Source organism: Pseudomonas boreofloridensis, from assembly GCF_030580795.1.
Classification (GTDB): Bacteria; Pseudomonadota; Gammaproteobacteria; order Pseudomonadales; family Pseudomonadaceae; genus Aquipseudomonas; species Aquipseudomonas boreofloridensis.
Genome location: NZ_JAUQOQ010000001.1, coordinates 37,294 through 56,974, shown reverse-complemented (window position 1 = coordinate 56,974; position 19,681 = coordinate 37,294). Strand labels below are relative to the sequence as shown.

18 protein-coding genes are annotated in these 19,681 nt (G+C 65.4%); 9 read left to right on the top strand and 9 right to left on the bottom strand.

Annotated features, from left to right (window positions below):
• Positions 1 to 152: 152 nt before the first annotated feature.
• Positions 153 to 974, bottom strand: a complete 822-nt coding sequence (locus tag Q6A47_RS00170; RefSeq protein ID WP_116888470.1) for an aldo/keto reductase — start codon at positions 972 to 974, stop codon at positions 153 to 155.
• On the bottom strand, positions 962 to 1,867 hold the full coding sequence (locus Q6A47_RS00165; protein WP_304482498.1) for a LysR family transcriptional regulator: 906 nt from the start codon (positions 1,865 to 1,867) through the stop codon (positions 962 to 964). Before Q6A47_RS00165 ends, Q6A47_RS00170 begins: the two co-directional genes overlap by 13 nt.
• A 118-nt stretch (positions 1,868 to 1,985) precedes the next feature.
• Between Q6A47_RS00165 and Q6A47_RS00160 the strand changes: the two genes are divergently transcribed.
• The 3 genes from Q6A47_RS00160 to Q6A47_RS00150 all read left to right on the top strand — a co-directional run bounded on the left by Q6A47_RS00160 (position 1,986) and on the right by Q6A47_RS00150 (position 4,900).
• A complete protein-coding gene (locus Q6A47_RS00160; RefSeq protein ID WP_029613319.1) occupies positions 1,986 to 2,684 on the top strand; it encodes a CoA transferase subunit A in 699 nt (232 codons plus the stop codon).
• Positions 2,685 to 2,718: 34 nt separating this feature from the next.
• Complete coding sequence (locus tag Q6A47_RS00155; RefSeq protein WP_295481738.1) at positions 2,719 to 3,375, top strand: CoA transferase subunit B; 657 nt, start codon at positions 2,719 to 2,721, stop codon at positions 3,373 to 3,375.
• 106 nt (positions 3,376 to 3,481) lie between these two features.
• A complete protein-coding gene (locus Q6A47_RS00150; RefSeq protein WP_116888467.1) occupies positions 3,482 to 4,900 on the top strand; it encodes a short-chain fatty acid transporter in 1,419 nt (472 codons plus the stop codon).
• Between the two features lie 54 nt (positions 4,901 to 4,954).
• On the opposite strand, the gene Q6A47_RS00145 is transcribed toward Q6A47_RS00150, so the two are convergent.
• The 4 genes from Q6A47_RS00145 to Q6A47_RS00130 all read right to left on the bottom strand — a co-directional run bounded on the left by Q6A47_RS00145 (position 4,955) and on the right by Q6A47_RS00130 (position 10,538).
• Positions 4,955 to 6,082 carry a mechanosensitive ion channel family protein gene (locus Q6A47_RS00145; protein WP_039578301.1) on the bottom strand — a complete coding sequence of 376 codons (1,128 nt, stop codon included), beginning with the start codon at positions 6,080 to 6,082 and terminating at the stop codon, positions 4,955 to 4,957.
• A 115-nt stretch (positions 6,083 to 6,197) separates the two neighbouring features.
• On the bottom strand, positions 6,198 to 6,902 hold the full coding sequence (locus Q6A47_RS00140; RefSeq protein ID WP_029613315.1) for an SDR family oxidoreductase: 705 nt from the start codon (positions 6,900 to 6,902) through the stop codon (positions 6,198 to 6,200).
• 109 nt (positions 6,903 to 7,011) lie between these two features.
• Positions 7,012 to 7,896 (bottom strand): LysR substrate-binding domain-containing protein, encoded by an 885-nt coding sequence (locus tag Q6A47_RS00135; protein ID WP_304482493.1) that lies wholly within the window; start codon positions 7,894 to 7,896, stop codon positions 7,012 to 7,014.
• Positions 7,893 to 10,538 (bottom strand): excinuclease ABC subunit UvrA, encoded by a 2,646-nt coding sequence (locus tag Q6A47_RS00130; RefSeq protein ID WP_304482492.1) that lies wholly within the window; start codon positions 10,536 to 10,538, stop codon positions 7,893 to 7,895. Before Q6A47_RS00130 ends, Q6A47_RS00135 begins: the two co-directional genes overlap by 4 nt.
• 169 nt (positions 10,539 to 10,707) lie before the next feature.
• Here Q6A47_RS00130 and Q6A47_RS00125 point away from each other — a divergent pair, with 169 nt between their 5' ends.
• From Q6A47_RS00125 to Q6A47_RS00105, 5 genes are all read left to right on the top strand, one after another.
• Positions 10,708 to 11,211, top strand: coding sequence for a GNAT family N-acetyltransferase (locus tag Q6A47_RS00125; RefSeq protein ID WP_116888463.1), 504 nt, complete (start codon positions 10,708 to 10,710; stop codon positions 11,209 to 11,211).
• Between the two features lie 50 nt (positions 11,212 to 11,261).
• The gene (locus Q6A47_RS00120) at positions 11,262 to 11,738 is read left to right on the top strand and encodes an isochorismatase family protein (protein ID WP_304482491.1); all 477 of its coding nucleotides are present in this window, start codon (positions 11,262 to 11,264) and stop codon (positions 11,736 to 11,738) included.
• A gap of 224 nt (positions 11,739 to 11,962) precedes the next feature.
• On the top strand, positions 11,963 to 12,778 hold the full coding sequence (locus tag Q6A47_RS00115) for a substrate-binding periplasmic protein (protein WP_304482490.1): 816 nt from the start codon (positions 11,963 to 11,965) through the stop codon (positions 12,776 to 12,778).
• A gap of 95 nt (positions 12,779 to 12,873) precedes the next feature.
• Positions 12,874 to 15,057, top strand: a complete 2,184-nt coding sequence (locus Q6A47_RS00110) for an OsmC domain/YcaO domain-containing protein (protein WP_304482489.1) — start codon at positions 12,874 to 12,876, stop codon at positions 15,055 to 15,057.
• A gap of 155 nt (positions 15,058 to 15,212) precedes the next feature.
• On the top strand, positions 15,213 to 15,611 hold the full coding sequence (locus Q6A47_RS00105; protein ID WP_295481720.1) for an NUDIX domain-containing protein: 399 nt from the start codon (positions 15,213 to 15,215) through the stop codon (positions 15,609 to 15,611).
• A 31-nt stretch (positions 15,612 to 15,642) separates the two neighbouring features.
• On the opposite strand, the gene Q6A47_RS00100 is transcribed toward Q6A47_RS00105, so the two are convergent.
• Together Q6A47_RS00100 and Q6A47_RS00095 are read right to left on the bottom strand one after the other, a co-directional pair.
• Entirely contained in the window at positions 15,643 to 16,542 is a 900-nt protein-coding gene (locus tag Q6A47_RS00100; RefSeq protein ID WP_304482488.1) for a hydroxymethylglutaryl-CoA lyase, read from the bottom strand.
• Positions 16,543 to 16,624: 82 nt separating this feature from the next.
• Positions 16,625 to 17,509 carry a helix-turn-helix domain-containing protein gene (locus tag Q6A47_RS00095; protein ID WP_304482487.1) on the bottom strand — a complete coding sequence of 295 codons (885 nt, stop codon included), beginning with the start codon at positions 17,507 to 17,509 and terminating at the stop codon, positions 16,625 to 16,627.
• 163 nt (positions 17,510 to 17,672) lie between these two features.
• Between Q6A47_RS00095 and pobA the strand changes: the two genes are divergently transcribed.
• A complete protein-coding gene (gene pobA / locus Q6A47_RS00090) occupies positions 17,673 to 18,857 on the top strand; it encodes a 4-hydroxybenzoate 3-monooxygenase (RefSeq protein WP_295481714.1) in 1,185 nt (394 codons plus the stop codon).
• A gap of 9 nt (positions 18,858 to 18,866) precedes the next feature.
• On the opposite strand, the gene Q6A47_RS00085 is transcribed toward pobA, so the two are convergent.
• A complete protein-coding gene (locus Q6A47_RS00085) occupies positions 18,867 to 19,517 on the bottom strand; it encodes an ankyrin repeat domain-containing protein (protein WP_039578276.1) in 651 nt (216 codons plus the stop codon).
• Positions 19,518 to 19,681 lie beyond the last annotated feature (164 nt).

Genomic DNA, 19,681 nt, shown 5'->3' with positions numbered 1-19,681 from the left:
AGAGCCCGCTCCGACCACTGACAACTGACAGATTTATCAGGCGCTCTCAGCGCCTGGCCCTCAGCCTCACGAAGGACCAAGACCAGGGCTGCGGGCAGAGGCGCGGCCCAAAGCAATGCGGCTGCGCTCGCCCGATCATCGCGCGCGCGGGTTCACTGCATGGCCAGGCGCTGCTTGCCTCTGGGCGGGGCGAAGGCCTGGTCGATCTCGCGCAGGTCGGCGTCGCTCAGCCGCAACTGCCCGGCCTCGGCATTGAGCCGCACATGCTCGGGGTTCACCGCCTTGGGAATGGCGATCACACCGTCCTGGCGGATCACCCAAGCCAGGCTCACTTGGGCCGGGGTCGCGTCGTGGCGCTCGGCGATCGTTAGCAGCACTGGATGACGCAGCAACCTCCCGCCCTGGGCCAGCGGGCAGTAGGCCATGGTCGGCAGATGCCGCGCTTGGCTCCAGGGCAACAGGTCGAACTCGATGCCGCGCTCGGCCGGGTTGTATAGCACCTGGTTCACCGCGCAGCGCTCGTCGTCCAGTGCCTGAAGGTCGTCGACATCGAAGTTGGAGACGCCCCAGCGGCGGATCTTGCCTTCGTCGATCAGACGCTCGAAGGCCTCGACGGTTTCCGCAAGGGGATACTGGCCGCGCCAGTGCAGCAGGTACAGGTCGATGCAGTCGGTGCCCAGTCGGCGCAGGCTGCGTTCGCAGGCCTGGGGAATGCCGCGACGGCTGGCATTGTGCGGATACACCTTGCTGACCAGGAACACCTGGTCGCGGCGCCCGGCGATGGCGGCGCCGACCACCTGTTCTGCACCGCCCTCGGCGTACATTTCGGCGGTGTCGATCAGTGTCATGCCCAAGTCGATGCCCTGTTGCAGGGCCGCTACTTCGGCGGCCCGCGACGCGGCGGACTCGCCCATGTACCAGGTGCCTTGGCCAATGGCCGGCACGTCGTGTCCTGCCAGTTTCACGTTACGCATGTCACCTCCGGGGGATGGGTATGGCTGAGCAGCACATCGAGCAGCGCCTGTGCTGCGGTAGACAGCTTGTGGTCGCTCAAGGCGATGACGCCGATGCGCCGCTCCACGGTCGGTTCCACCAGGGCCACGCAGCGTGCACCCAGCTCCTGCATCTGGGTGATGCACAGCGCCGGGACTGCGCTCACGCCCAGGCCCGCGGCAACCATGCGCCCGACCGTCGACAGTTGATGACTCTCGAAGGCCACGGTCAGTCTTCCCTGCTCGGCCGCCAGGTGCTGTTCGAGCAGCAGACGCACCGCCGAGGGGCGCTGCAGGGCGATGAAGTCCTCGGCCAACAGCGCCTCCCAGCTCACTTCGCTCTGCTCGGCCAGCGCTGAGTCGGCGGGCACCACCGCGATGAAGCGGTCCAGGTACAGGGCATGGAATTGCAACGCCTCGCTGCGCTCCGGCTCGAAGCCAATGCCCAGTTCGACGCGGCGGTGGCGCACCAGTTCAAGTACCTGTTCGTTGATCACGTCATGCACCGTGACATTCACCTTCGGGTAGCGCTGGCGAAACACCTTCAGCGACTGCGGCAGCAGGTTGCCGGCAAAGGCCGGCATCGCCGCCACGGACACCCGCCCCAGTTGCAAGGTGAAGCGCTGGCGCAGCAACTCTTCGGTGTCGTCCCAGTCGCCGAGCAGGCGCCGCGCCAGCGGCAGCAGCACCTCGCCCTCGGCGGTCAGGCTGACGCTGCGCGTGGTGCGGGTGAGCAGGGCACCGCCGAGGTTGTCCTCCAGCGCCTTGATGGTCAGGCTCAGGGCCGGCTGGGAGATGTGCAGGTGCTCGCCGGCCTGGGCGAAGCTCTGGTACTTGGCCACGGTGACGAAAGCGCGCAGTTGTTTGACATTCATGGCAATCGCCTGTTGTTTTGCAAAATTTATCAATCGATGACGAAAACAAAATTAACAAATCAGTCGCCAGCGGTGAAGATGGCTGCACTCGCTCCAATAACGATAAAGGCGGATCAGCATGGCCGGACTGGACAAGCGCGTAGCAACCTATGAACAAGCCCTCGAGGGCCTCACCGACGACATGACGGTGCTGGCCGGGGGCTTCGGCCTGTGCGGCATCCCCGAGAACCTGATCGCCGAGATCAAGCGGCGTGGGGTCAAGGGCCTGACCGTGGTCTCCAATAACTGCGGCGTCGATGGCTTCGGTCTGGGCGTGCTGCTCGAAGACCGACAGATCCGCAAGATGATTGCCTCCTACGTGGGCGAAAACGCCGAGTTCGAGCGTCAGTTGCTCAGCGGCGAACTGGAGGTGGAGCTGACGCCCCAAGGCACCTTGGCCGAGAAGATGCGCGCCGGCGGCGCAGGCATTCCGGCGTTCTTCACCGCCACGGGCTACGGCACGCCGGTGGCCGAAGGCAAGGAGGTGCGCGAGTTCGAGGGCCGCCACTACATCCTGGAGCGCGCTATCACCGGCGACTTCGCCATCGTCAAGGGCTGGAAAGCCGACCACTACGGCAACGTGGTGTACCGCCACACCGCGCAGAACTTCAACCCGCTGGCCGCCACGGCCGGGCGCATCACCGTGGTCGAGGTCGAGGAAATCGTCGAGCCCGGCGTGCTGCTGCCCAGCGAAATCCACACCCCGGGCATCTTCGTCGACCGGGTCATCGTCGGCACCTTCGAAAAACGCATCGAGAAGCGCACCGTCAAGGCCTGAGCGCCGCCCACAGAACAACAAAGAGATCCAGACCATGGCATTGACCCGCGAACAGATGGCTCAACGTGTCGCCCGTGAACTGAAGGATGGCTACTACGTCAACCTGGGCATCGGCATCCCGACTTTGGTGGCCAACTACGTACCGGCCGACATGGACGTGATGCTGCAATCGGAGAATGGCCTGCTGGGCATGGGCGAGTTTCCCAGCGAGAGCACGGTCGACGCCGACATGATCAACGCCGGCAAGCAGACCGTCACCGCCCGCGTCGGCGCCTCGATCTTCGATTCGGCGCAGTCCTTCGCCATGATCCGGGGCGGCCATGTCGACCTCACGGTGCTGGGTGCCTTCGAGGTGGACGTGGAGGGCAACATCGCCTCCTGGATGATTCCCGGCAAATTGGTCAAGGGCATGGGCGGTGCCATGGACCTGGTGGCCGGGGCCGAGAACATCATAGTCACCATGACCCACGCGTCCAAGGACGGCGAATCCAAGTTGCTGCCACGCTGCAGCCTGCCGCTGACCGGCGCCGGCTGTATCCGCAAGGTACTCACCGACCTGGCTTATCTGGAGATCGACAACGGCGCCTTCATCCTGCGCGAAACCGCGCCGGGGGTGAGTGTCCAGGAGATCGTCGACAAGACCGCTGGAAAACTGATCGTGCCGGACGATGTGAAAGAAATGACGTTCTAAGGCCGTGCTTCGCCCCCTGCGGCCGCAGCGTGATTTGCGGCCGCAGGGGGCTGTGTCGTTTTTTAGAACGACCTCCACCAATAAAACCAAAAAAGGAAAACACCCCGTGGCCGCTGAAATTCAAGACAGCCGCTCTGCTCGATTCGCCCTGCGTTGCTCCAACTGGGCCGAACGCTGGTTCCCCGACTCCTGGGTGTTCGCTGCCCTGGCGGTGATGCTCGTCTGCCTGGGCGCACTGGCCATGGGGGCCAAACCCACGGCCACCGCCAAGGCCTTCGGCGACGGCTTCTGGAGCCTGATCCCCTTCACCATGCAGATGGCCTTCGTGGTGATCGGCGGCTACGTGGTCGCCAGTTCTCCACCGGCCGCGCGACTCATCGACCGCTTGGCCCGACTGCCGAAGAACGGCCGGTCGGCGGTGTGCTGGGTGGCGTTGATTTCGATGCTCGCTTCCTTGCTCAACTGGGGCCTGTCGCTGGTGTTCGGCGGTCTGCTGGTGCGCGCCCTGGCACGGCGCCAAGACTTGAAGATGGATTATCGCGCTGCAGGCGCTGCCGCCTACCTGGGCTTGGGCGCGGTGTGGGCGCTGGGGCTGTCGTCGTCGGCGGCGCAGTTGCAGGCCAACCCGGCCAGCCTGCCACCGTCGATCCTGTCCATCACCGGGGTGATTCCGTTCACCGAGACCATTTTCCTCTGGCAGTCCGGCGTCATGCTGGCGGCGCTGGTGATCGTCTCATTGGTGATTGCCTACGCTACTGCGCCAGGCCCCAGCAGCGCCCGCAGCGCCCAGGACTGTGGCGTCGACCCCAGCTTCACCGCGCCGCCGCCGGCCCAGCGCACGCGTCCGGGCGAGTGGCTGGAGCACAGCCCGATCCTGATCCTGCTGCTGGTCGCCCTGGCGGCCGGCTGGCTGTACCAGGAGTTCGCCACCAAGCCTGCGATCACCGCCATTTCCGGGCTCAACACCTACAACCTGCTGTTCATCATGCTCGGGGCCTTGCTGCACTGGCGTCCGCGCAGTTTCCTCGATGCCGTGGCCCGCGCCGTGCCGACCACCACCGGGGTGCTGATCCAGTTCCCACTCTACGGTTCGATCGCCGCCATCCTCACCCAAGTCCAGGGCGCCGACGCCCAGACCCTGGCGCATCACATCTCGGTGTTCTTCACCCAGATCGCCACCCACGACACCTATGCCTTGCTGATGGGTGTGTATTCGGCGGTGCTGGGCTTCTTCATCCCCTCCGGGGGCGGCAAGTGGATCATCGAAGCACCCTACGTGATGTTGGTCGCCAACGACCTGCAGTACCACCTGGGTTGGGCGGTGCAGATCTACAACGCCGCCGAGGCGCTGCCGAACCTGATCAACCCGTTCTACATGCTGCCGCTGTTGGGCGTGCTGGGGCTCAAGGCGCGTGACCTGATCGGCTTTTCCTTCGTGCAACTGCTGGTGCACGTGCCGCTGGTGCTGGTGCTGCTGTGGGCGCTGGGCAGTACCTTACAGTACGTTCCGCCCGTGATGCCCTGACCTGCTGCAGGCGATGCAGGTTAGCCTGCATCGCCTGCCCAATGGTTGCGCTGCTTAGCCTCTTGAGTCGTGCTCGGTCCGCCCCCTGACCGCCGTCAGTTGGTTGGACGCCTCCGGCAATCCGGTGACCTTGATCGAGCGCGCGCCTACGGCGAACTTGGCGCCCACCTTGGAGAAGCGTTCGAGCAACTGGAAGTTGATCGCCTGCTGGATGTCCATGTACAGGTTGTAGCCAGGGTCCAGCACGATGTAGACCGCTTCGAACTCCAGCGCTTCCTTGCCGAAGCCGCGCAGGTGAGCACGGTCGAAGCGCACTTGGCTCTGCGCCTTGATCGACTCCTCGACGATGGCCGGGGCCTTTTTCACCGCTTCGGTGGGTGTGTCGTAGGACAGCCCGAACTCGAAGACGATGCGCCGCTCCTGCAAGCGCTTGTAGTTCTGAATGGTGCTGCTGATCATGCCGGCGTTGGCCATGACGATCTGCTCGCCGCCCAGGCTGCGAATGCGCGTGGTCTTCAGGCCGATGTTTTCCACCGTGCCGGCCAGCGAGCCGATGACGATGAAGTCGCCGACTTCGAAGGGTTTGTCCACGGCGATCGACAGCGAGGCGAACAGGTCGCCCAGCACGTTCTGCACCGCCAAGGCCACGGCGATACCGCCCACGCCGAGGCTGGCGACGAAGGCGGTGATGTTCACGCCCAGGTTCGACAGCATCGCCAACAGCACCACCGACCACAACAACACCCGCGCGCCCCAGCCCGACAGAGTGGCCAGGGCGCTGCCACGGTAGGCGCCAGTGGTGTCGTGGCGGGCGAAATAGCGGCCCAGGCCGATGGCGATGGCGCGGTTGGCCCACAGGCCGATCTGCAGCGCCGCGACCACGAACCACAGGCTGCCGACCCGGTCCAGCCAACGTTCGGGCAAGTCCAGCACGCCCAGGCCGACCAGCAGCGACGCGAGCATCAGCAGTGCGTTGCTGGTGCCTTCGAGCACTTCGGTGACCAGCCGCGCGAACTGGCTTTCATGGCTGGACCATTGATGGGCGCGGCGCTTGAGGAAACTCAGCGCCCAGCGGGTGAACAGGAAGGTAGCCACCGTGACGGCCAGCGCCAGCAGCAGGTTGAGGATGGAGATGCCGAATACCGTGGTGGTGGTCAGCAACTGCAGCAATCGTTCGTCCATCGGGTCTCCCTCCGAGGTAAAGAAAAAACAGACCGTGCCGTGAAGGCACAGTCTGTTTAGAAGGGTGCTTGCCTCGAGGGTTTAACTGGATTTGCCATCGATTGCCCTGGCGGCTTCACACGCTGCGGGTCAGCCCACCATCGACGCGCAGGTTCTGCCCGGTGATATAGGCGGCGCCGTCGCTGGCCAGGAAGGCGATGGTGGCGGCGATTTCCTCGGCTGTGCCGTAGCGCTTGAGCGGCACGCTGTCGCGGCGCTGGTCGGTGCCGGGCAGGCTGTCGATCCAGCCTGGCAGCACGTTGTTCATGCGCAGGTTGTGCGCAGCGTAGGTGTCGGCGAAGACCTTGGTGAAGGCCGCCAGCCCTGCGCGGAACACCGCCGAAGTGGGAAACAGGTCGCTGGGTTCGAAGGCCCAGGCGCTGGAGATGTTGATGATTGCGCCGCCGCCTTGCGCCTGCAGGGTCGGCGTCACCAGGCGGGTAGGGCGGATGACATTGAGCAGGTAGGTGTCCAGCCCCTGATGCCAGTCGTCGTCACTGATCGCCAGGATCGGCGCGCGTGGGCCGTGACCGGCGCTGTTGACCAGCACATCGATGCGCCCCCAGCGCTGCAACACGGCATCGACCAGGCGCTGCAGGTCGTCGTTGCTCTGGTTGCTGCCGGTGATTCCGATACCGCCGAGCGCGTGGGCCAGGGCCTCGCCTTTGCCCGAGGATGACAGGATCGCCACCTTGAAGCCGTCGCTGGCCAGACGACGTGCCGCTGCAGCGCCCATGCCACTGCCGCCTGCGGTGATGATCGCTACTTTTTCTACTGACATGCAGCCTCCGTGGGTGCGTTGATCGAATCGACGAATGCCAGGTTAGCAAGGCCTTTCAGTCGCCAGTCAGGCAGCGGTCAGCGGCTGACTCAGTAGAAAAACTATCTCCTCAGGCGTCCCCGATCTGGCGCCGCAACCAGTGGCGCACGGCACCCAGCGCTGTCGGCGCGCCGTCCTTGCGCGGCCAGACCAGATACAAATGCTTGTCCATGGGCAGCGCCTGCTCGAATACCTGCACCAGCCGCCCGGCGTGCAGGTCGTCCTTGACGAACAGTTCGCTGGACAGTGCCAGGCCTTGTCCGGCCAGGGCGGCTTCGATGGCCAAAGCGGTCTGGTTGAAGCGCAGGTTGCGCGGCATGGGCTGCGTCCGCTGGCCGAACAACTGCGCGATGTAGGTCGGCCACAGGTTATGCGCATCGTGCAGCAGCACAAACGGTTGCAACTGTTCGGCACTGCGCGGCGTACCCTGCTGGGCGAGCAGGGCGGGGCTGGCCACGGCCACCATCCGCTGCTCGGTCAGCAGCTCGGCGTTCAGCCCGGGGCCGAAGGGCGGTCGACCGTAGCGCACCGCCAGGTCCACGCCATCGGCCTGGAAACGTGACAGACGTTCGCTGGCCAATACGCGCAGGTCGATGTCGAGGTGGGCCTGGGTGAACGAACCCAGGCGCGGGATGAGCCAGCGCGAGGCGAAGGTGGGCGTGACGCTGACGGTCAGGTGACGGTCGTCCGGGCGCAGCGCGGCGGTCGCCTCACCGATCAACGCCAGGGCGCTGCGGATGCTGTGGCTGTAGGCCAGCCCGCCCTCGGTGAGGCGCAGCCCGCGTGGCAGGCGCTCGAACAGACGCGCTCCGAGATGCGCTTCCAGCCCACGGATCTGCTGGGCGACGGCTGCTTGGGTGACGTCCAGCTCGTCGGCCGCCAGGCGGAAATTGAGGTGGCGGGCGACCACTTCGAAGACGCGCAGGGCGTTGAGCGGCGGCAGCGGGCTGCTCATCGCCGCGCCTTCCCATCGGTCAGTGCTCGCGCCAGGAAGGGCGCGGTGCGGCTGTCGGCGCAGGACGCCACCTCGCGAGGGGTGCCACAGACCACGATCTGCCCGCCTGCCGTGCCGGCGCCCGGGCCGATGTCGATCACCCAGTCGCTTTGCGCCACCACGCGCATGTCATGCTCCACCACCACGACGGTATGGCCCTGATCGACCAGGCGGTTCAACTGCACCAGCAGCCGGTCGACATCCTGCGGGTGCAGGCCGTTGGTGGGCTCGTCCAGCACGTACAGCGTCGCGCCACGGGCACTGCGTTGCAGTTCGGTGGCCAGCTTGATGCGCTGCGCCTCGCCGCCGGAAAGCTCGGTGGCCGGCTGGCCCAGACGCAGGTAGCCCAGGCCGATGTCGGCCAGCACGCGCAGGCTGCGGCGTGGCGCGGGGTGTTCGGCGAACACGTCCAGCGCCTGATCGACGGTGAGCTGCAGCACCTGGGCGATGTTCAGGCCTTGCCAGGTGACGGCCAGGGTAGGCGGGTTGTAGCGCGCGCCATGGCACGTGGGGCAGGGCGCGTAGACGCTGGGCATGAACAGCAGCTCGACGCTGACGAAGCCTTCGCCCTCGCAGGTCTCGCAGCGGCCCTTGGCGACGTTGAAGGAGAAACGTCCGGCATCGAACCCGGCGGCCTGAGCCTGCTCGGTGGCGGCGAACAGCTTGCGCACGTGATCGAACAGGCCGGTGTAGGTGGCCAGGTTCGAGCGCGGGGTGCGGCCGATAGGTTTCTGGTCCACCTGCACCAGGCGCTTGAGCTGCTCGAGACCGGCGCTGATGTGCCCGCTGCTGGGCTGTTCGGGTTCGTCTTCCAGGCTCTGCTCCTGGGATTCATCGGCCCCCGCCTGCTGACCCAGATGGGCGCCTACCAGCTCCAGCAGGGCTTGGCTGACCAGGCTCGACTTCCCGGAACCGGAGATGCCGGTGACGGCGCTGAAACAGCCGAGCGGGAAGCGTGCGTCGAGCTGGTGGAGGTTGTTGCGACTGATGCCTTCCAGGCACAGCCATTGCCGTGCAGGCCGAGGTGCGCGCTGGCTGGGCGCCGGGTCGGCGAACAGGTAGGCGCCGGTGCGCGAGTCGGCCACCTCGGCCAACCCCGCCGGCGGGCCGCTGTAGAGGATGCGTCCACCGTGCTCGCCCGCGGCCGGGCCGACGTCCACCAGCCAGTCGGCGCGGCGCAGGGTGTCCAGGTCGTGTTCGACCACGAACACCGAGTTGCCCGCCTGTTTCAAGCGTTGCAGCGCATCGAACAGCGCCTCGCTATCGGCGGGATGCAGGCCGGCGGAGGGTTCGTCGAGCACGTAGATCACGCCGAACAGCTGCGAGTTGAGCTGGGTGGCCAGGCGCAGGCGCTGTAACTCGCCCGAGGACAGCGTCGGGGTGCTGCGCTCCAGCGCCAGGTAGCCCAGGCCGAGGTCGAGCAGGGTGTCGATGCGCGCCAGCAGTTCACTGGCGATGCGTTGCGCGGCCAAGCGCTTTTCCAGAGAGAGATTGGGCGTGTGGCGCACGTCCTGGCCGCCGGCATGCAGGGGCTCGCCGCGTGCGGCACGCTGCTCGCGGGCACTGCGGGTCTGCGCGTGACTGAGCGTCTCGCCTCCCTCGTCGCGGCACTGCAGGTAGCTGGGCGCGGCGACGTCGCGCAACACCTGGGCCAAGTCCTGCAGGGGCAGGCGCGACAGCTCGGCGATGTCCAGCCCGGCGAAGGTCACGCTCAAGGCTTCGTGCTTGAGGCGCCTGCCGGCGCACGCTGGGCACGGGCTGGGGCGCATGTACTGGGCCACGCGCTTGCGCATCTGTGCGCTCTGCGAGTGCATGAAGGTGTGCAGTACGTAGCGGCGGGCACCGCTGAAGGTGCCTTGGTAGCTCGGCTCGAGCTGCTTCTTTAGCGCTGCGCGGGTCTGTGCCGGGGTGAGGCCCGCGTAGACCGGCACGGTGGGCGTTTCATCGGTGAACAGGATCCAGTCGCGCTGTTGCTGGGGCAGGTCGCGCCAGGGCACATCGACGTCATAGCCCAGGGTGACGAGAATGTCGCGCAGGTTCTGGCCCTGCCAAGCCATGGGCCAGGCGGCAACGGCGCGTTCGCGGATGGTCAGCGACGGATCGGGCACCAAGGTGGCCTCGGTCACTTCGAACACTCGGCCGATGCCATGGCATTGCGGGCAGGCGCCTTGCGGCGTGTTGGGCGAAAAATCCTCGGCGTACAGCATCGGCTGCCCTGGTGGGTAACTGCCGGCGCGCGAGTAGAGCATGCGGATCGAACTCGACAGGGTGGTGACACTGCCCACCGACGACCGTGCGCTCGGCGTGCCGCGCTGCTGCTGCAAGGCGACCGCCGGGGGCAGGCCTTCGATCGAATCGACGTCGGGCACGCCGACCTGGTCGATCAGGCGCCTCGCGTAGGGCGCCACCGACTCGAAATAGCGGCGCTGCGCCTCGGCATACAGGGTAGAGAACGCCAGCGACGACTTGCCCGAGCCGGACACGCCGCTGAACACCACCAGGGCATCGCGGGGCACATCGACGTCGATGTTCTTGAGGTTGTGTTCGCGCGCGCCACGGACGCGGACGAAGCCCTGTGCGGCGGGCGGGGAAGTCTTGGGCATGGGCGTTCCTTGTCGACGTGCGCAGGCTATTTCAGCTCATTATCTGGGTCCAGACAAAGCCTAGGACAAGCGCGAGCCGTGGCAGGTCCATGCAGTTGCCCTGTATCAAGCGCGGCGCGCTCGCGGCAGCTACAGTACGGGATGTCGATACCACCCTGCGCAGGTGCCCATGTCCGATTGGTCCATTCAGAGCGTCACTGCCGATACCGTTGACGAAGTGGTCGCCTTCGTCGACCGGGCGCGCCGCGAGCTGTTTCCCATGCTCGCCCAGGCGCCGTTGCCGGACGATTTGGCGCGCTTCACCGAGACGTACCTGAACGGTGCCGGTCGCTTCCTGGTCGCGCGTGACCAGGGCCGGCTGATCGGCGCGATCGGTTATTTGCCCTACGACCACCGCTTCGCGCAGCTCGACTACCGGCACCTGCGCACCGTGGAAGTGGTGCGCTTGTTCGTGCTCCCCGAGTATCGCCAGCAGGGCATGGCCCGAGCGCTGTACCAGGCATTGCGCGACCAGGCCAGGCAGGCACACGTGCAGTGCCTCTATCTGCATACCCATCCATTCCTGCCCGGCGCCATCGAGTTCTGGCAGCGCCAGGGTTTCGTGATCGTCGATGTCGAGCACGATCCGCTATGGCGCACCACGCACATGCACGCGCTGCCCGAGCACGGCTGAAACGCAGACGGTATACTGCGCGCCCTTTGTCTACTCGCGCAGACCCCTATATGCGGCAGGCCTTGCTGATCGTCGATGTGCAGTCCACCTTCAGTCCACCGGAGTGGCTGGTCGACGGCATCCGTGCACTGGCTGCACGGTTGCCGGCCATCGCTTCGGTCGAGCTGCACGACGAGCAGGTCACCCCGTTCGAGCGCCAGCTCGGTTGGCACCCGGCGGCCGAGGACGAAAGTCTGGTCGAGGCCGACGCGGTGTTCATCAAGCATGGCTACGGGCAGCGTGCAGAGGCCATCGACTACCTCAAGCGTCTGCAGGTCGAGCGGGTACTGGTGTGCGGGCTGCAAACCGAGACCTGCGTGCTCGCCGCCGGTTTCGCGCTGTTCGATGCCGGGCTCGCGCCGACCTTGCTCACCGACCTGACGATAGGGTCCTCGCTGGACCGCTCGGGCAAATTGGGCATTGCGCTGTGGACCCACCATTTCCGTCAGGTGACCACCGCGGCGCAGGTGATTGCGACACTCGCGTAATCGATCGCGGTCACCACCGCCTCAACGCGCCTGGCCGTGACCACGATCACACTTTCTCCACGCCGCGCCTGGCATCATCGCCCGCGCGCCACAGGGCGGAATTCGCCGTCCTGGCGCGGGTGTCGCGTCCTCGTTGGAATTTGCTGAACCAAGTGCCTTCTGGCAGCACCTACACCTTGACGATCGCTGTTGCGTCGCTGTTCAGCCCAGAAGAGGGACTTCCCATGATCGCGTGCCATTTATGCAGGGCGTTGCTGCTGTTTTTCACGTTCGCGCTGCCGGGGCTGTCGTGCGCTGGCGACGACTGCTCACGCTTGACCGCCACCGGCAACCCGGAATATCCGCCGTATCTGTGGCGCGATCCGCAAGACCCTCAGCGGCTGATCGGCGCCAATGCCGACCTGCTCCAGCATCTGGCCAGCGAGCTGGGCCTTGAGGTGCAGATCACCTACGCCGGGCCTTGGGGCCGCGCCCAGGAGGAAGTGCGCCTGGGGCGGGTCGATCTGCTGGCCGGCTATTTTCTCACCCGGGCGCGGGAGAACGAGGTGGACTTCATCCAGCCGCCGTTCCTGCACACCCCGAGCGTGGTCTGGGTGCGCAGCGAGCAGGCGATGACCTACCAAGGCTGGGACGACTTGCGCGGGCTCAAGGGTGGCGTGCTGGTCAACAACAGCCATGGCGAGCGTTTCGACGAGTACGCGCGCACCAACCTCAACCTCGAAGCCGTGCCGGGCGCCCGCCAGGCGTTCGACAAGTTGCTGCACAAACGCAGCGACTACGTGATCTTCGAGCGCTTTCCTGGCATGGCCCTGACCCGTGTGATGGACATCGAGGCCAAGGTGCAGGGTCTGGAACCGCCGATCTCCAGCGAAGGGCTGTACCTGGCGATGTCCCGCGACTCGCCCTGCAACCTGCCGGCACTGCGCGCAAAGCTGGAGGCGAAGATGAAGGACATCGTCGCCAGCGACCTGCCCGAGCGCCTGGTCACGCAGAACTTGGCGCGTTGGAAGGCCCAGCAAGACGCCGCGAAGTCGCCCTGAGGCAGCGGCTGCGCGGCTCGGTCGCCTCGGCAAGACTTCACCCCGGAAAATCCGGATAATGGCGCCCATTTCGTTTTACGCGCTGGTGCCCCCGCATGGAAATCAAGGTCAATTTTCTCGACAACCTCCGACTCGAAGCCAAGTTCGACGACTTCACGGTGATCGCCGATCAGCCGATCCGCTACAAAGGCGACGGCTCGGCGCCTGGGCCGTTCGACTATTTCCTGGCTTCCTCGGCGCTGTGCGCGGCGTACTTCGTCAAGCTGTACTGCCAGACCCGCGACATCCCGACGGAAAACATTCGCCTGTCGCAGAACAACATCGTCGACCCGGAGAATCGCTACAACCAGATCTTCAAGATCCAGGTCGAGCTGCCCGAAGATATTTCCGAGAAGGACCGCCAGGGCATCCTGCGCTCGATCGACCGCTGCACGGTGAAGAAGGTGGTGCAGACCGGTCCCGAGTTCATCATCGAGCAGGTCGACAACCTCGATGCCGACGCCCAGGGCCTGCTGATGCCGGTAGCCGATTCCAGCACCACCATCGCGGGCAAGGATTTGCCGCTGGAGCGCACCATCGAGAACTTGTCCGGGTTGCTGGCCGACCTGGGCATGAAGATCGAAATCGCTTCGTGGCGCAACATCGTGCCCAACGTCTGGTCGCTGCACCTGCGCGACGCCCAGTCGCCGATGTGCTTCACCAACGGCAAGGGCGCCACCAAGGAAGCCGCGCTGGCCTCGGCCTTGGGTGAGTTCATCGAGCGGCTGAACTGCAACTTCTTCTACAACGATCAGTTCTGGGGCGAGGAGATCGCCAACGCAGCGTTCGTGCATTACCCCAACGAGCAGTGGTTCAAGCCTGGGCCGAAGGATGCGCTGCCGGCGGAAATACTCGACGCGCACTGTCTGGAGATCTACAACCCGGACGGCGAACTGCGCGGCTCACATCTGTACGACACCAACTCGGGCAACAAGGCGCGTGGGATCTGCTCGTTGCCGTTCGTGCGCCAGTCCGATGGGCAGACGGTGTACTTCCCCTCCAACCTCATCGAGAACCTGTACCTGAGCAACGGCATGAGCGCGGGTAACACCCTGGCCGAAGCGCAGGTGCAGTGCTTGTCGGAGATCTTCGAGCGGGCGGTCAAGCGCGAGATCCTCGAAGGCGAGTTGTGCCTGCCGGACGTGCCGGCGCAGGTGCTGGCCAAGTACCCGAGCATCCTGGCCGGTATCCAGGCCCTGGAGGACCAGGGCTTCCCGGTGCTGGTCAAGGACGCGTCGCTGGGCGGCGAATTCCCGGTCATGTGCGTGACCTTGATGAACCCGCGTACCGGTGGGGTGTTCGCCTCCTTCGGTGCCCATCCGAGCTTCGAAGTGGCGCTGGAGCGCAGCCTCACCGAGTTGCTCCAGGGGCGCAGCTTCGAGGGCTTGAACGACCTGCCGCAGCCCACCTTCGAGAGCCACGCGCTGATGGAGCCGAACAACTTCGTCGAACACTTCATCGACTCCAGCGGCGTGGTGTCCTGGCGCTTCTTCAGCGCCAAGGCCGACTTCGAGTTCGTCGAGTGGGAGTGGGCCGGTGACGACAGCACCGAGCTGCAGGCGCGCACCCTGTTCTCGTTGCTCCAGGGCATGGGCAAGGAGGTCTACATGGCGGTGTACGACGACCTCGGTGCCACCGCCTGCCGCATCCTGGTGCCGGGTTACTCGGAAATCTATCCGGTGGAAGACCTCATTTGGGACAATACCAACCGTGCCCTGGGCGTGCGTGCCGACATCCTCAACCTGCACAGCCTCGACAACCGCGCCTTGAAACTGCTGTTCAAGCGTCTGGACCAGTTGGAGGTGGACGAGTACACCACCATCACCACGCTGATCGGCGTGGAGTTCGACGACAACACGGTGTGGGGCCAATTGACCCTCCTCGAACTCAAGCTGCTGATCCAGCTGGCCTTGGAGCGTTTCGAGGACGCCAAGGAACTGGTGGAGATGTTCCTGCAGTTCAACGACAACACCGTCGAGCGCGGGCTGTTCTACCAGGCGCTGAACGTGGTGCTGGAAGTGGTGCTGGACGAGGACTTGGCGATGGCCGACTACGAGGCCAATTTCCGCCGCATGTTCGGCGACGCGCGCATGGATGCCGCGCTCGGCTCGGTGGACGGCAGCGTGCGCTTCCACGGCCTGACCCCGACCAGCCTCAAACTCGAGGGCCTTGAGCGTCACCAGCGCCTGATCGACAGCTATCGCAAATTGCACGCGGCGCGGGCGCGGGCGGCGAACTGAGGCGGATACGGGGAGGGCGCCACAGCGTTCTCCCCGGTGCTGGCGCGCCAATCATCGGCGCTGTGTGTCTTCAGTGGTGAACTTGGCGTCAGACTTGCCGGTCAAACTATGTAACAAAACTGTCACACAGTGATTTCCGGTCATGAGCAGGTCCGATGCCCCACGCCAATCTTCCTGAAAAATACAGAGCTACCGTCATTTGTTTCCACGAGGGGCAGGTGTTGCTCGTGCGCAAGAAAGGCGGACGCTGGAATTTCCCCGGGGGCACCGTCGAGCGCGGCGAGTCGCCGCGCGTGGCGGCAGCTCGGGAGCTTTACGAGGAAACCGGCCTGAGCGGCAAGGAACTGCTGCAGCTGTGCAGCCTGGAAATTGCCGGTGTGTGCCATTACCTGTTCATCACCCACTTGTATCCCGGCGACAAGCCCGCCGCGCGCAGCGAGATCGCGGCCTGCACCTGGGTGGCGCGCAAGGCCTTGCAACGGGCATCGCTCAACCCCACCGCCCAGGCGCTGCTGGCCAGCGGTATTCCGGCGCTGTCGCCCTGGGCAGCCTGAATAGTTGCGTGGGTTAGTTTGCCAAGCAGCCCTACTTGGCCAGTCGCGCCCGCGCCACCCGTGAGCCGTTGTCACGGCCCAGCACCTGACTGATCCGCTGACCGGCCATGATCAGCGTGTCCAGATCGACGCCGGTCTCGATACCCAGTCCTTGCAGCAGATACAGCACGTCTTCGGTGGCGATATTGCCGGTGGCGCCCTTGGCGTATGGACAGCCCCCCAGCCCCGCTACCGAACTGTCGAACACGCTGATGCCTTCGAGCAGGCTGGCATAGACATTGGCCAGTGCCTGTCCGTAGGTGTCGTGGAAGTGACCGGCCAACTGCTCGCGCGGCACCTGCGCCGACACCACCTCGAACAGGCGCCGAGTGTCGCCCGCAGTGCCGGTGCCGAGGGTGTCGCCCAGCGACACTTCGTAGCAGCCCATGTCGTACAGCGCTCGCGCCACTGCTGCCACTTGCGCAGGGTCCACCCGGCCCTCGTACGGGCAGCCCAGCACGCAGGAGACATAGCCGCGTACCCGCACCTGCTGCTGGCGCGCGGCGTCCATGATTGGCTCAAAGCGCTGCAGGCTCTCGCTGATCGAGCAATTGATGTTGCGTTGGGAAAAGGCTTCGGAGGCAGCGGCGAACACGGCCACCTCGCGCACACCCGCCGCCACGGCGTCCTCGAAGCCGCGCAGGTTCGGCGCCAGGGCAGCATAGGTGACGCCAGGCTGCTGGCGGATGCCGGCGAACACCTCGGCCGAGCCGGCCATCTGCGGCACCCACTTGGGCGAGACGAAACTGCCCACTTCGATGTAGCGCAGCCCGGCATCGCTGAGATCGTCCACCAGGCGCACCTTGTCGGCGACGCTGATCGGGCGGGATTCGTTCTGCAGGCCGTCGCGCGGGCCGACTTCGACCAGGCGGACCTGTGCGGGTAATGACATGGTGATGCTCCTATGGCGGTGCAGCGGTGGCGACTCCGGGCGTGCACGGTGCGGCTAAACTACTGGCAGCTTGACGTTTACGTCAAGGCACATCCTCGCTGGCGGTCCGTCGATAGGCATTGGGCGTCTGCCCGCTCAGGCGCTTGAAGAAGCGCGCGAAGTAGGTGGGATCGCTGAAGCCCAGGCGGTCGGACAACTGGCCAATGCTCATGCGCGTGTACACCAGGCTGCGCCGGGCTTCGAGCAACAGCCGCTGATGGATCACCTGCAACGCGCTCTGGGCGCTGAGGGCGCGGCACAGCTGGTTCAGTTGCAGGCTGGTAATGCCCAGGCGGGCGGCGTAGGTCTCGATCGGCAGGTGCTCGCGATAGTGCGCCTCGACCAAACGCAGGTACTGCCCGAGCAGATGGCGGTCGCGTTCATCGCGATTGCGCGGGGCCAGGCCCAGTTGCTGGCGTCGGCTGATCCACACCATCAAGGCGCTCACCAGTGCGTCGAGCATGGCCGCACGCCCTGGGGCGCTGCCGTCGTATTCCTGTTGCAGCGTTTCGATCAGGCCACGCAGACGCGCCCGGTCGCGGCCCAAGGCGTAGCATCCGGGCGAGGTCAGCACTGCCAGCGGCGCGCCCAGGCGCTGCTCGAGTTCGGCCACCAGCGCGGGGCCGAAGGTCAGTACATGCCCCTGGATATCGGCGCTGAAGTGAAAGCCATGCACGGTCAGTGGCGGTACCACCTGAATCGCCGCCTCGCCGATTTCGCGGCGGCGTCCCTCGATTTCCACCACCGCCCGGCCACGTTGCACGTAGAGCAACTGGAACAGCTCGGCATGCCGGTGCGGCTTGATTTCCCAGTGATGCAGGCGGCTACGGGCCGGAATCGATTCGCAGTGCAGCAGGTCGGTGCCAGGCCAGGTGTGGTTTTCGCCGTAGAGCTGGAACAGCGGCACGCCGGGAAGCGAGGATTTCATCGTGGGAACCTGTTCGCTGATCGCACAAGATTTTCGAAAGTGCAGTTTTTCTATTGGATAACACAGCTTTTCAGCAGATTTCGCCAGTAAAAATACAGGGGCATACCCTAATCATCCGTGCCGGCTATTGCCAGTCCGGCACCGACAAGGCGAGACAACAACAATGAAAACTCAGGTTGCAATCATTGGTGCCGGTCCTTCTGGCCTGCTGCTCGGCCAACTGCTGCACCAGGCCGGTATCGACACGCTGATCCTCGAACGGCAGACGCCGGACTACGTGCTCGGGCGCATCCGTGCCGGCGTGCTCGAACAAGGCACGGTCGATCTGCTGCGCGAGGCAGGCGTCTCGGCGCGCATGGACCGCGAAGGGCTGGTGCACGAAGGCGTTGAACTGCTGTTCGGTGGTCGTCGCCAGCGGCTGGACCTCAAGGCCCTGACCGGCGGCAAGACCGTGATGGTCTACGGCCAGACCGAAGTGACCCGCGACCTCATGCAGGCCCGCGAGCAGAGCGGGGCGCCGATCTTCTACGGCGTCAGTAACGTTCAGCCCCATGGCCTGAAGGATGAGCAGCCCTACGTCACGTTCGAGCACGAAGGCCAGGTGCAGCGTGTGGACTGCGACTATATCGCCGGCTGCGACGGCTTCCATGGCGTTTCGCGCCAGAGCATTCCCGAGGGCGTGCTCAAGCAGTACGAGCGGGTCTATCCATTCGGCTGGCTGGGGCTGCTGTCCGATACTCCGCCGGTCAACCACGAGCTGATCTACGCCCACCACGACCGTGGCTTCGTGCTGTGCAGTCAACGTTCTGCCACCCGCAGCCGCTACTACTTGCAGGTACCGCTGCAGGAGCGGGTCGAGGACTGGTCGGACGATCGCTTCTGGGACGAGCTCAAGGCGCGGCTGCCCGAAGAGGTCGCCGAGCGCCTGGTCACCGGACCTGCGCTGGAGAAGAGCATCGCCCCGCTGCGCAGCCTGGTGGTGGAGCCGATGCAGTACGGCCACCTGTTCCTGGTCGGCGATGCGGCGCACATCGTCCCGCCGACCGGGGCCAAGGGGCTCAACCTGGCCGCCTCCGACGTCAATTACCTGTACCGCATCCTGCTCAAGGTCTACCGCGAAGGCCGCACCGATCTGTTGCAGCGCTACTCCGAGCTGGCGTTGCGGCGAGTGTGGAAAGGCGAGCGCTTCAGCTGGTTCATGACGCAGTTGCTGCACGATTTCGGCGAGCACAAAGATGCCTGGGACCAAAAGATGCAGGAGGCCGACCGCGAGTACTTCCTGAACTCGCCAGCCGGCCTGGTGAACATCGCCGAGAACTACGTGGGCCTGCCGTACGAGGCCGTGTAGGGGGCGGCGTCAGGGTTCGAGCAGCGCCACCATCTGCGCATAGCCGCGCGCCTTGGCATGGGCCAGCGCGGTGACGCCGTCCTTGTCGGCGATCGTTGGGTCGGCGCCGGCGGCCAGCAGCCGTTCCACGATCTCGACATGCCGAGGGCCGCCATCGCCGAGAATCACCGCCTCCAGCAGGGCGGTCCAATGCAGGCGGTTGAGGTGGTTCACCTCGACCCCGGCGTCGATCAGCATCTGCACCGTGTCCACATGGCCGCGCTCGGCAGCCGGGATCAGCGCCGTGCCGCCATAGCGGTTGGTGCTGGCCAGGTCGGCGCCGTGGTCCAGGGTCAGGCGCAGGATCTGGTTCAGGCCCCGCGCGCCGGCATACAGGTAGGGGCTGTCGTGGATGGCGTCCTTGGCGTTGACGTCCGCCCCGGCCTCGATCAATACCCGGGCCGCCTCGACATGGTTGCCATGGGTTGCCAGCATCAACGGTGTGCGACCTTGCGCATCGCGACGCTCAAGATCCACCGACTCTTTGAGCAGGCGGCCGATGGCGGGAGCATCGCCGCGCTGGGCGGCGTACAGCAGGCGGGTGTCCATGGGCGAGGTCTCGGCGTGGGCCATAGGGCAGGTGAGCGCAGCCAGCAGGCAGGCGATGAGGGGCATACGCATGAGGCGGTCTCCTGGTTACGAAGGTTCATCCTAGGAGATCAGGCGCAGCGGACTGAAACGAATTATCTGGATGACGCGCAGTGGCTTTGCGAATACCTGCGCGATTGCCGGGGCGGCGGGGCTGTGTTAGAACGCCGTTCTTCCATTCGCGAATCGAATACTGC

Excerpts from the sequence above, each read along its gene's own strand:
- Q6A47_RS00170 (WP_116888470.1), bottom strand. The coding sequence starts at position 974 with ATGCGTAACGTGAAACTGGCAGGACACGACGTGCCGGCCATTGGCCAA.
- Q6A47_RS00165 (WP_304482498.1), bottom strand. The coding sequence starts at position 1,867 with ATGAATGTCAAACAACTGCGCGCTTTCGTCACCGTGGCCAAGTACCAG.
- Q6A47_RS00160 (WP_029613319.1), top strand. The coding sequence starts at position 1,986 with ATGGCCGGACTGGACAAGCGCGTAGCAACCTATGAACAAGCCCTCGAG.
- Q6A47_RS00155 (WP_295481738.1), top strand. The coding sequence starts at position 2,719 with ATGGCATTGACCCGCGAACAGATGGCTCAACGTGTCGCCCGTGAACTG.
- Q6A47_RS00145 (WP_039578301.1), bottom strand. The coding sequence starts at position 6,082 with ATGGACGAACGATTGCTGCAGTTGCTGACCACCACCACGGTATTCGGC.
- Q6A47_RS00140 (WP_029613315.1), bottom strand. The coding sequence starts at position 6,902 with ATGTCAGTAGAAAAAGTAGCGATCATCACCGCAGGCGGCAGTGGCATG.
- Q6A47_RS00135 (WP_304482493.1), bottom strand. The coding sequence starts at position 7,896 with ATGAGCAGCCCGCTGCCGCCGCTCAACGCCCTGCGCGTCTTCGAAGTG.
- Q6A47_RS00130 (WP_304482492.1), bottom strand. The coding sequence starts at position 10,538 with ATGCCCAAGACTTCCCCGCCCGCCGCACAGGGCTTCGTCCGCGTCCGT.
- Q6A47_RS00125 (WP_116888463.1), top strand. The coding sequence starts at position 10,708 with ATGTCCGATTGGTCCATTCAGAGCGTCACTGCCGATACCGTTGACGAA.
- Q6A47_RS00120 (WP_304482491.1), top strand. The coding sequence starts at position 11,262 with ATGCGGCAGGCCTTGCTGATCGTCGATGTGCAGTCCACCTTCAGTCCA.
- Q6A47_RS00115 (WP_304482490.1), top strand. The coding sequence starts at position 11,963 with ATGATCGCGTGCCATTTATGCAGGGCGTTGCTGCTGTTTTTCACGTTC.
- Q6A47_RS00110 (WP_304482489.1), top strand. The coding sequence starts at position 12,874 with ATGGAAATCAAGGTCAATTTTCTCGACAACCTCCGACTCGAAGCCAAG.
- Q6A47_RS00105 (WP_295481720.1), top strand. The coding sequence starts at position 15,213 with ATGCCCCACGCCAATCTTCCTGAAAAATACAGAGCTACCGTCATTTGT.
- Q6A47_RS00100 (WP_304482488.1), bottom strand. The coding sequence starts at position 16,542 with ATGTCATTACCCGCACAGGTCCGCCTGGTCGAAGTCGGCCCGCGCGAC.
- Q6A47_RS00095 (WP_304482487.1), bottom strand. The coding sequence starts at position 17,509 with ATGAAATCCTCGCTTCCCGGCGTGCCGCTGTTCCAGCTCTACGGCGAA.
- pobA (WP_295481714.1), top strand. The coding sequence starts at position 17,673 with ATGAAAACTCAGGTTGCAATCATTGGTGCCGGTCCTTCTGGCCTGCTG.
- Q6A47_RS00085 (WP_039578276.1), bottom strand. The coding sequence starts at position 19,517 with ATGCGTATGCCCCTCATCGCCTGCCTGCTGGCTGCGCTCACCTGCCCT.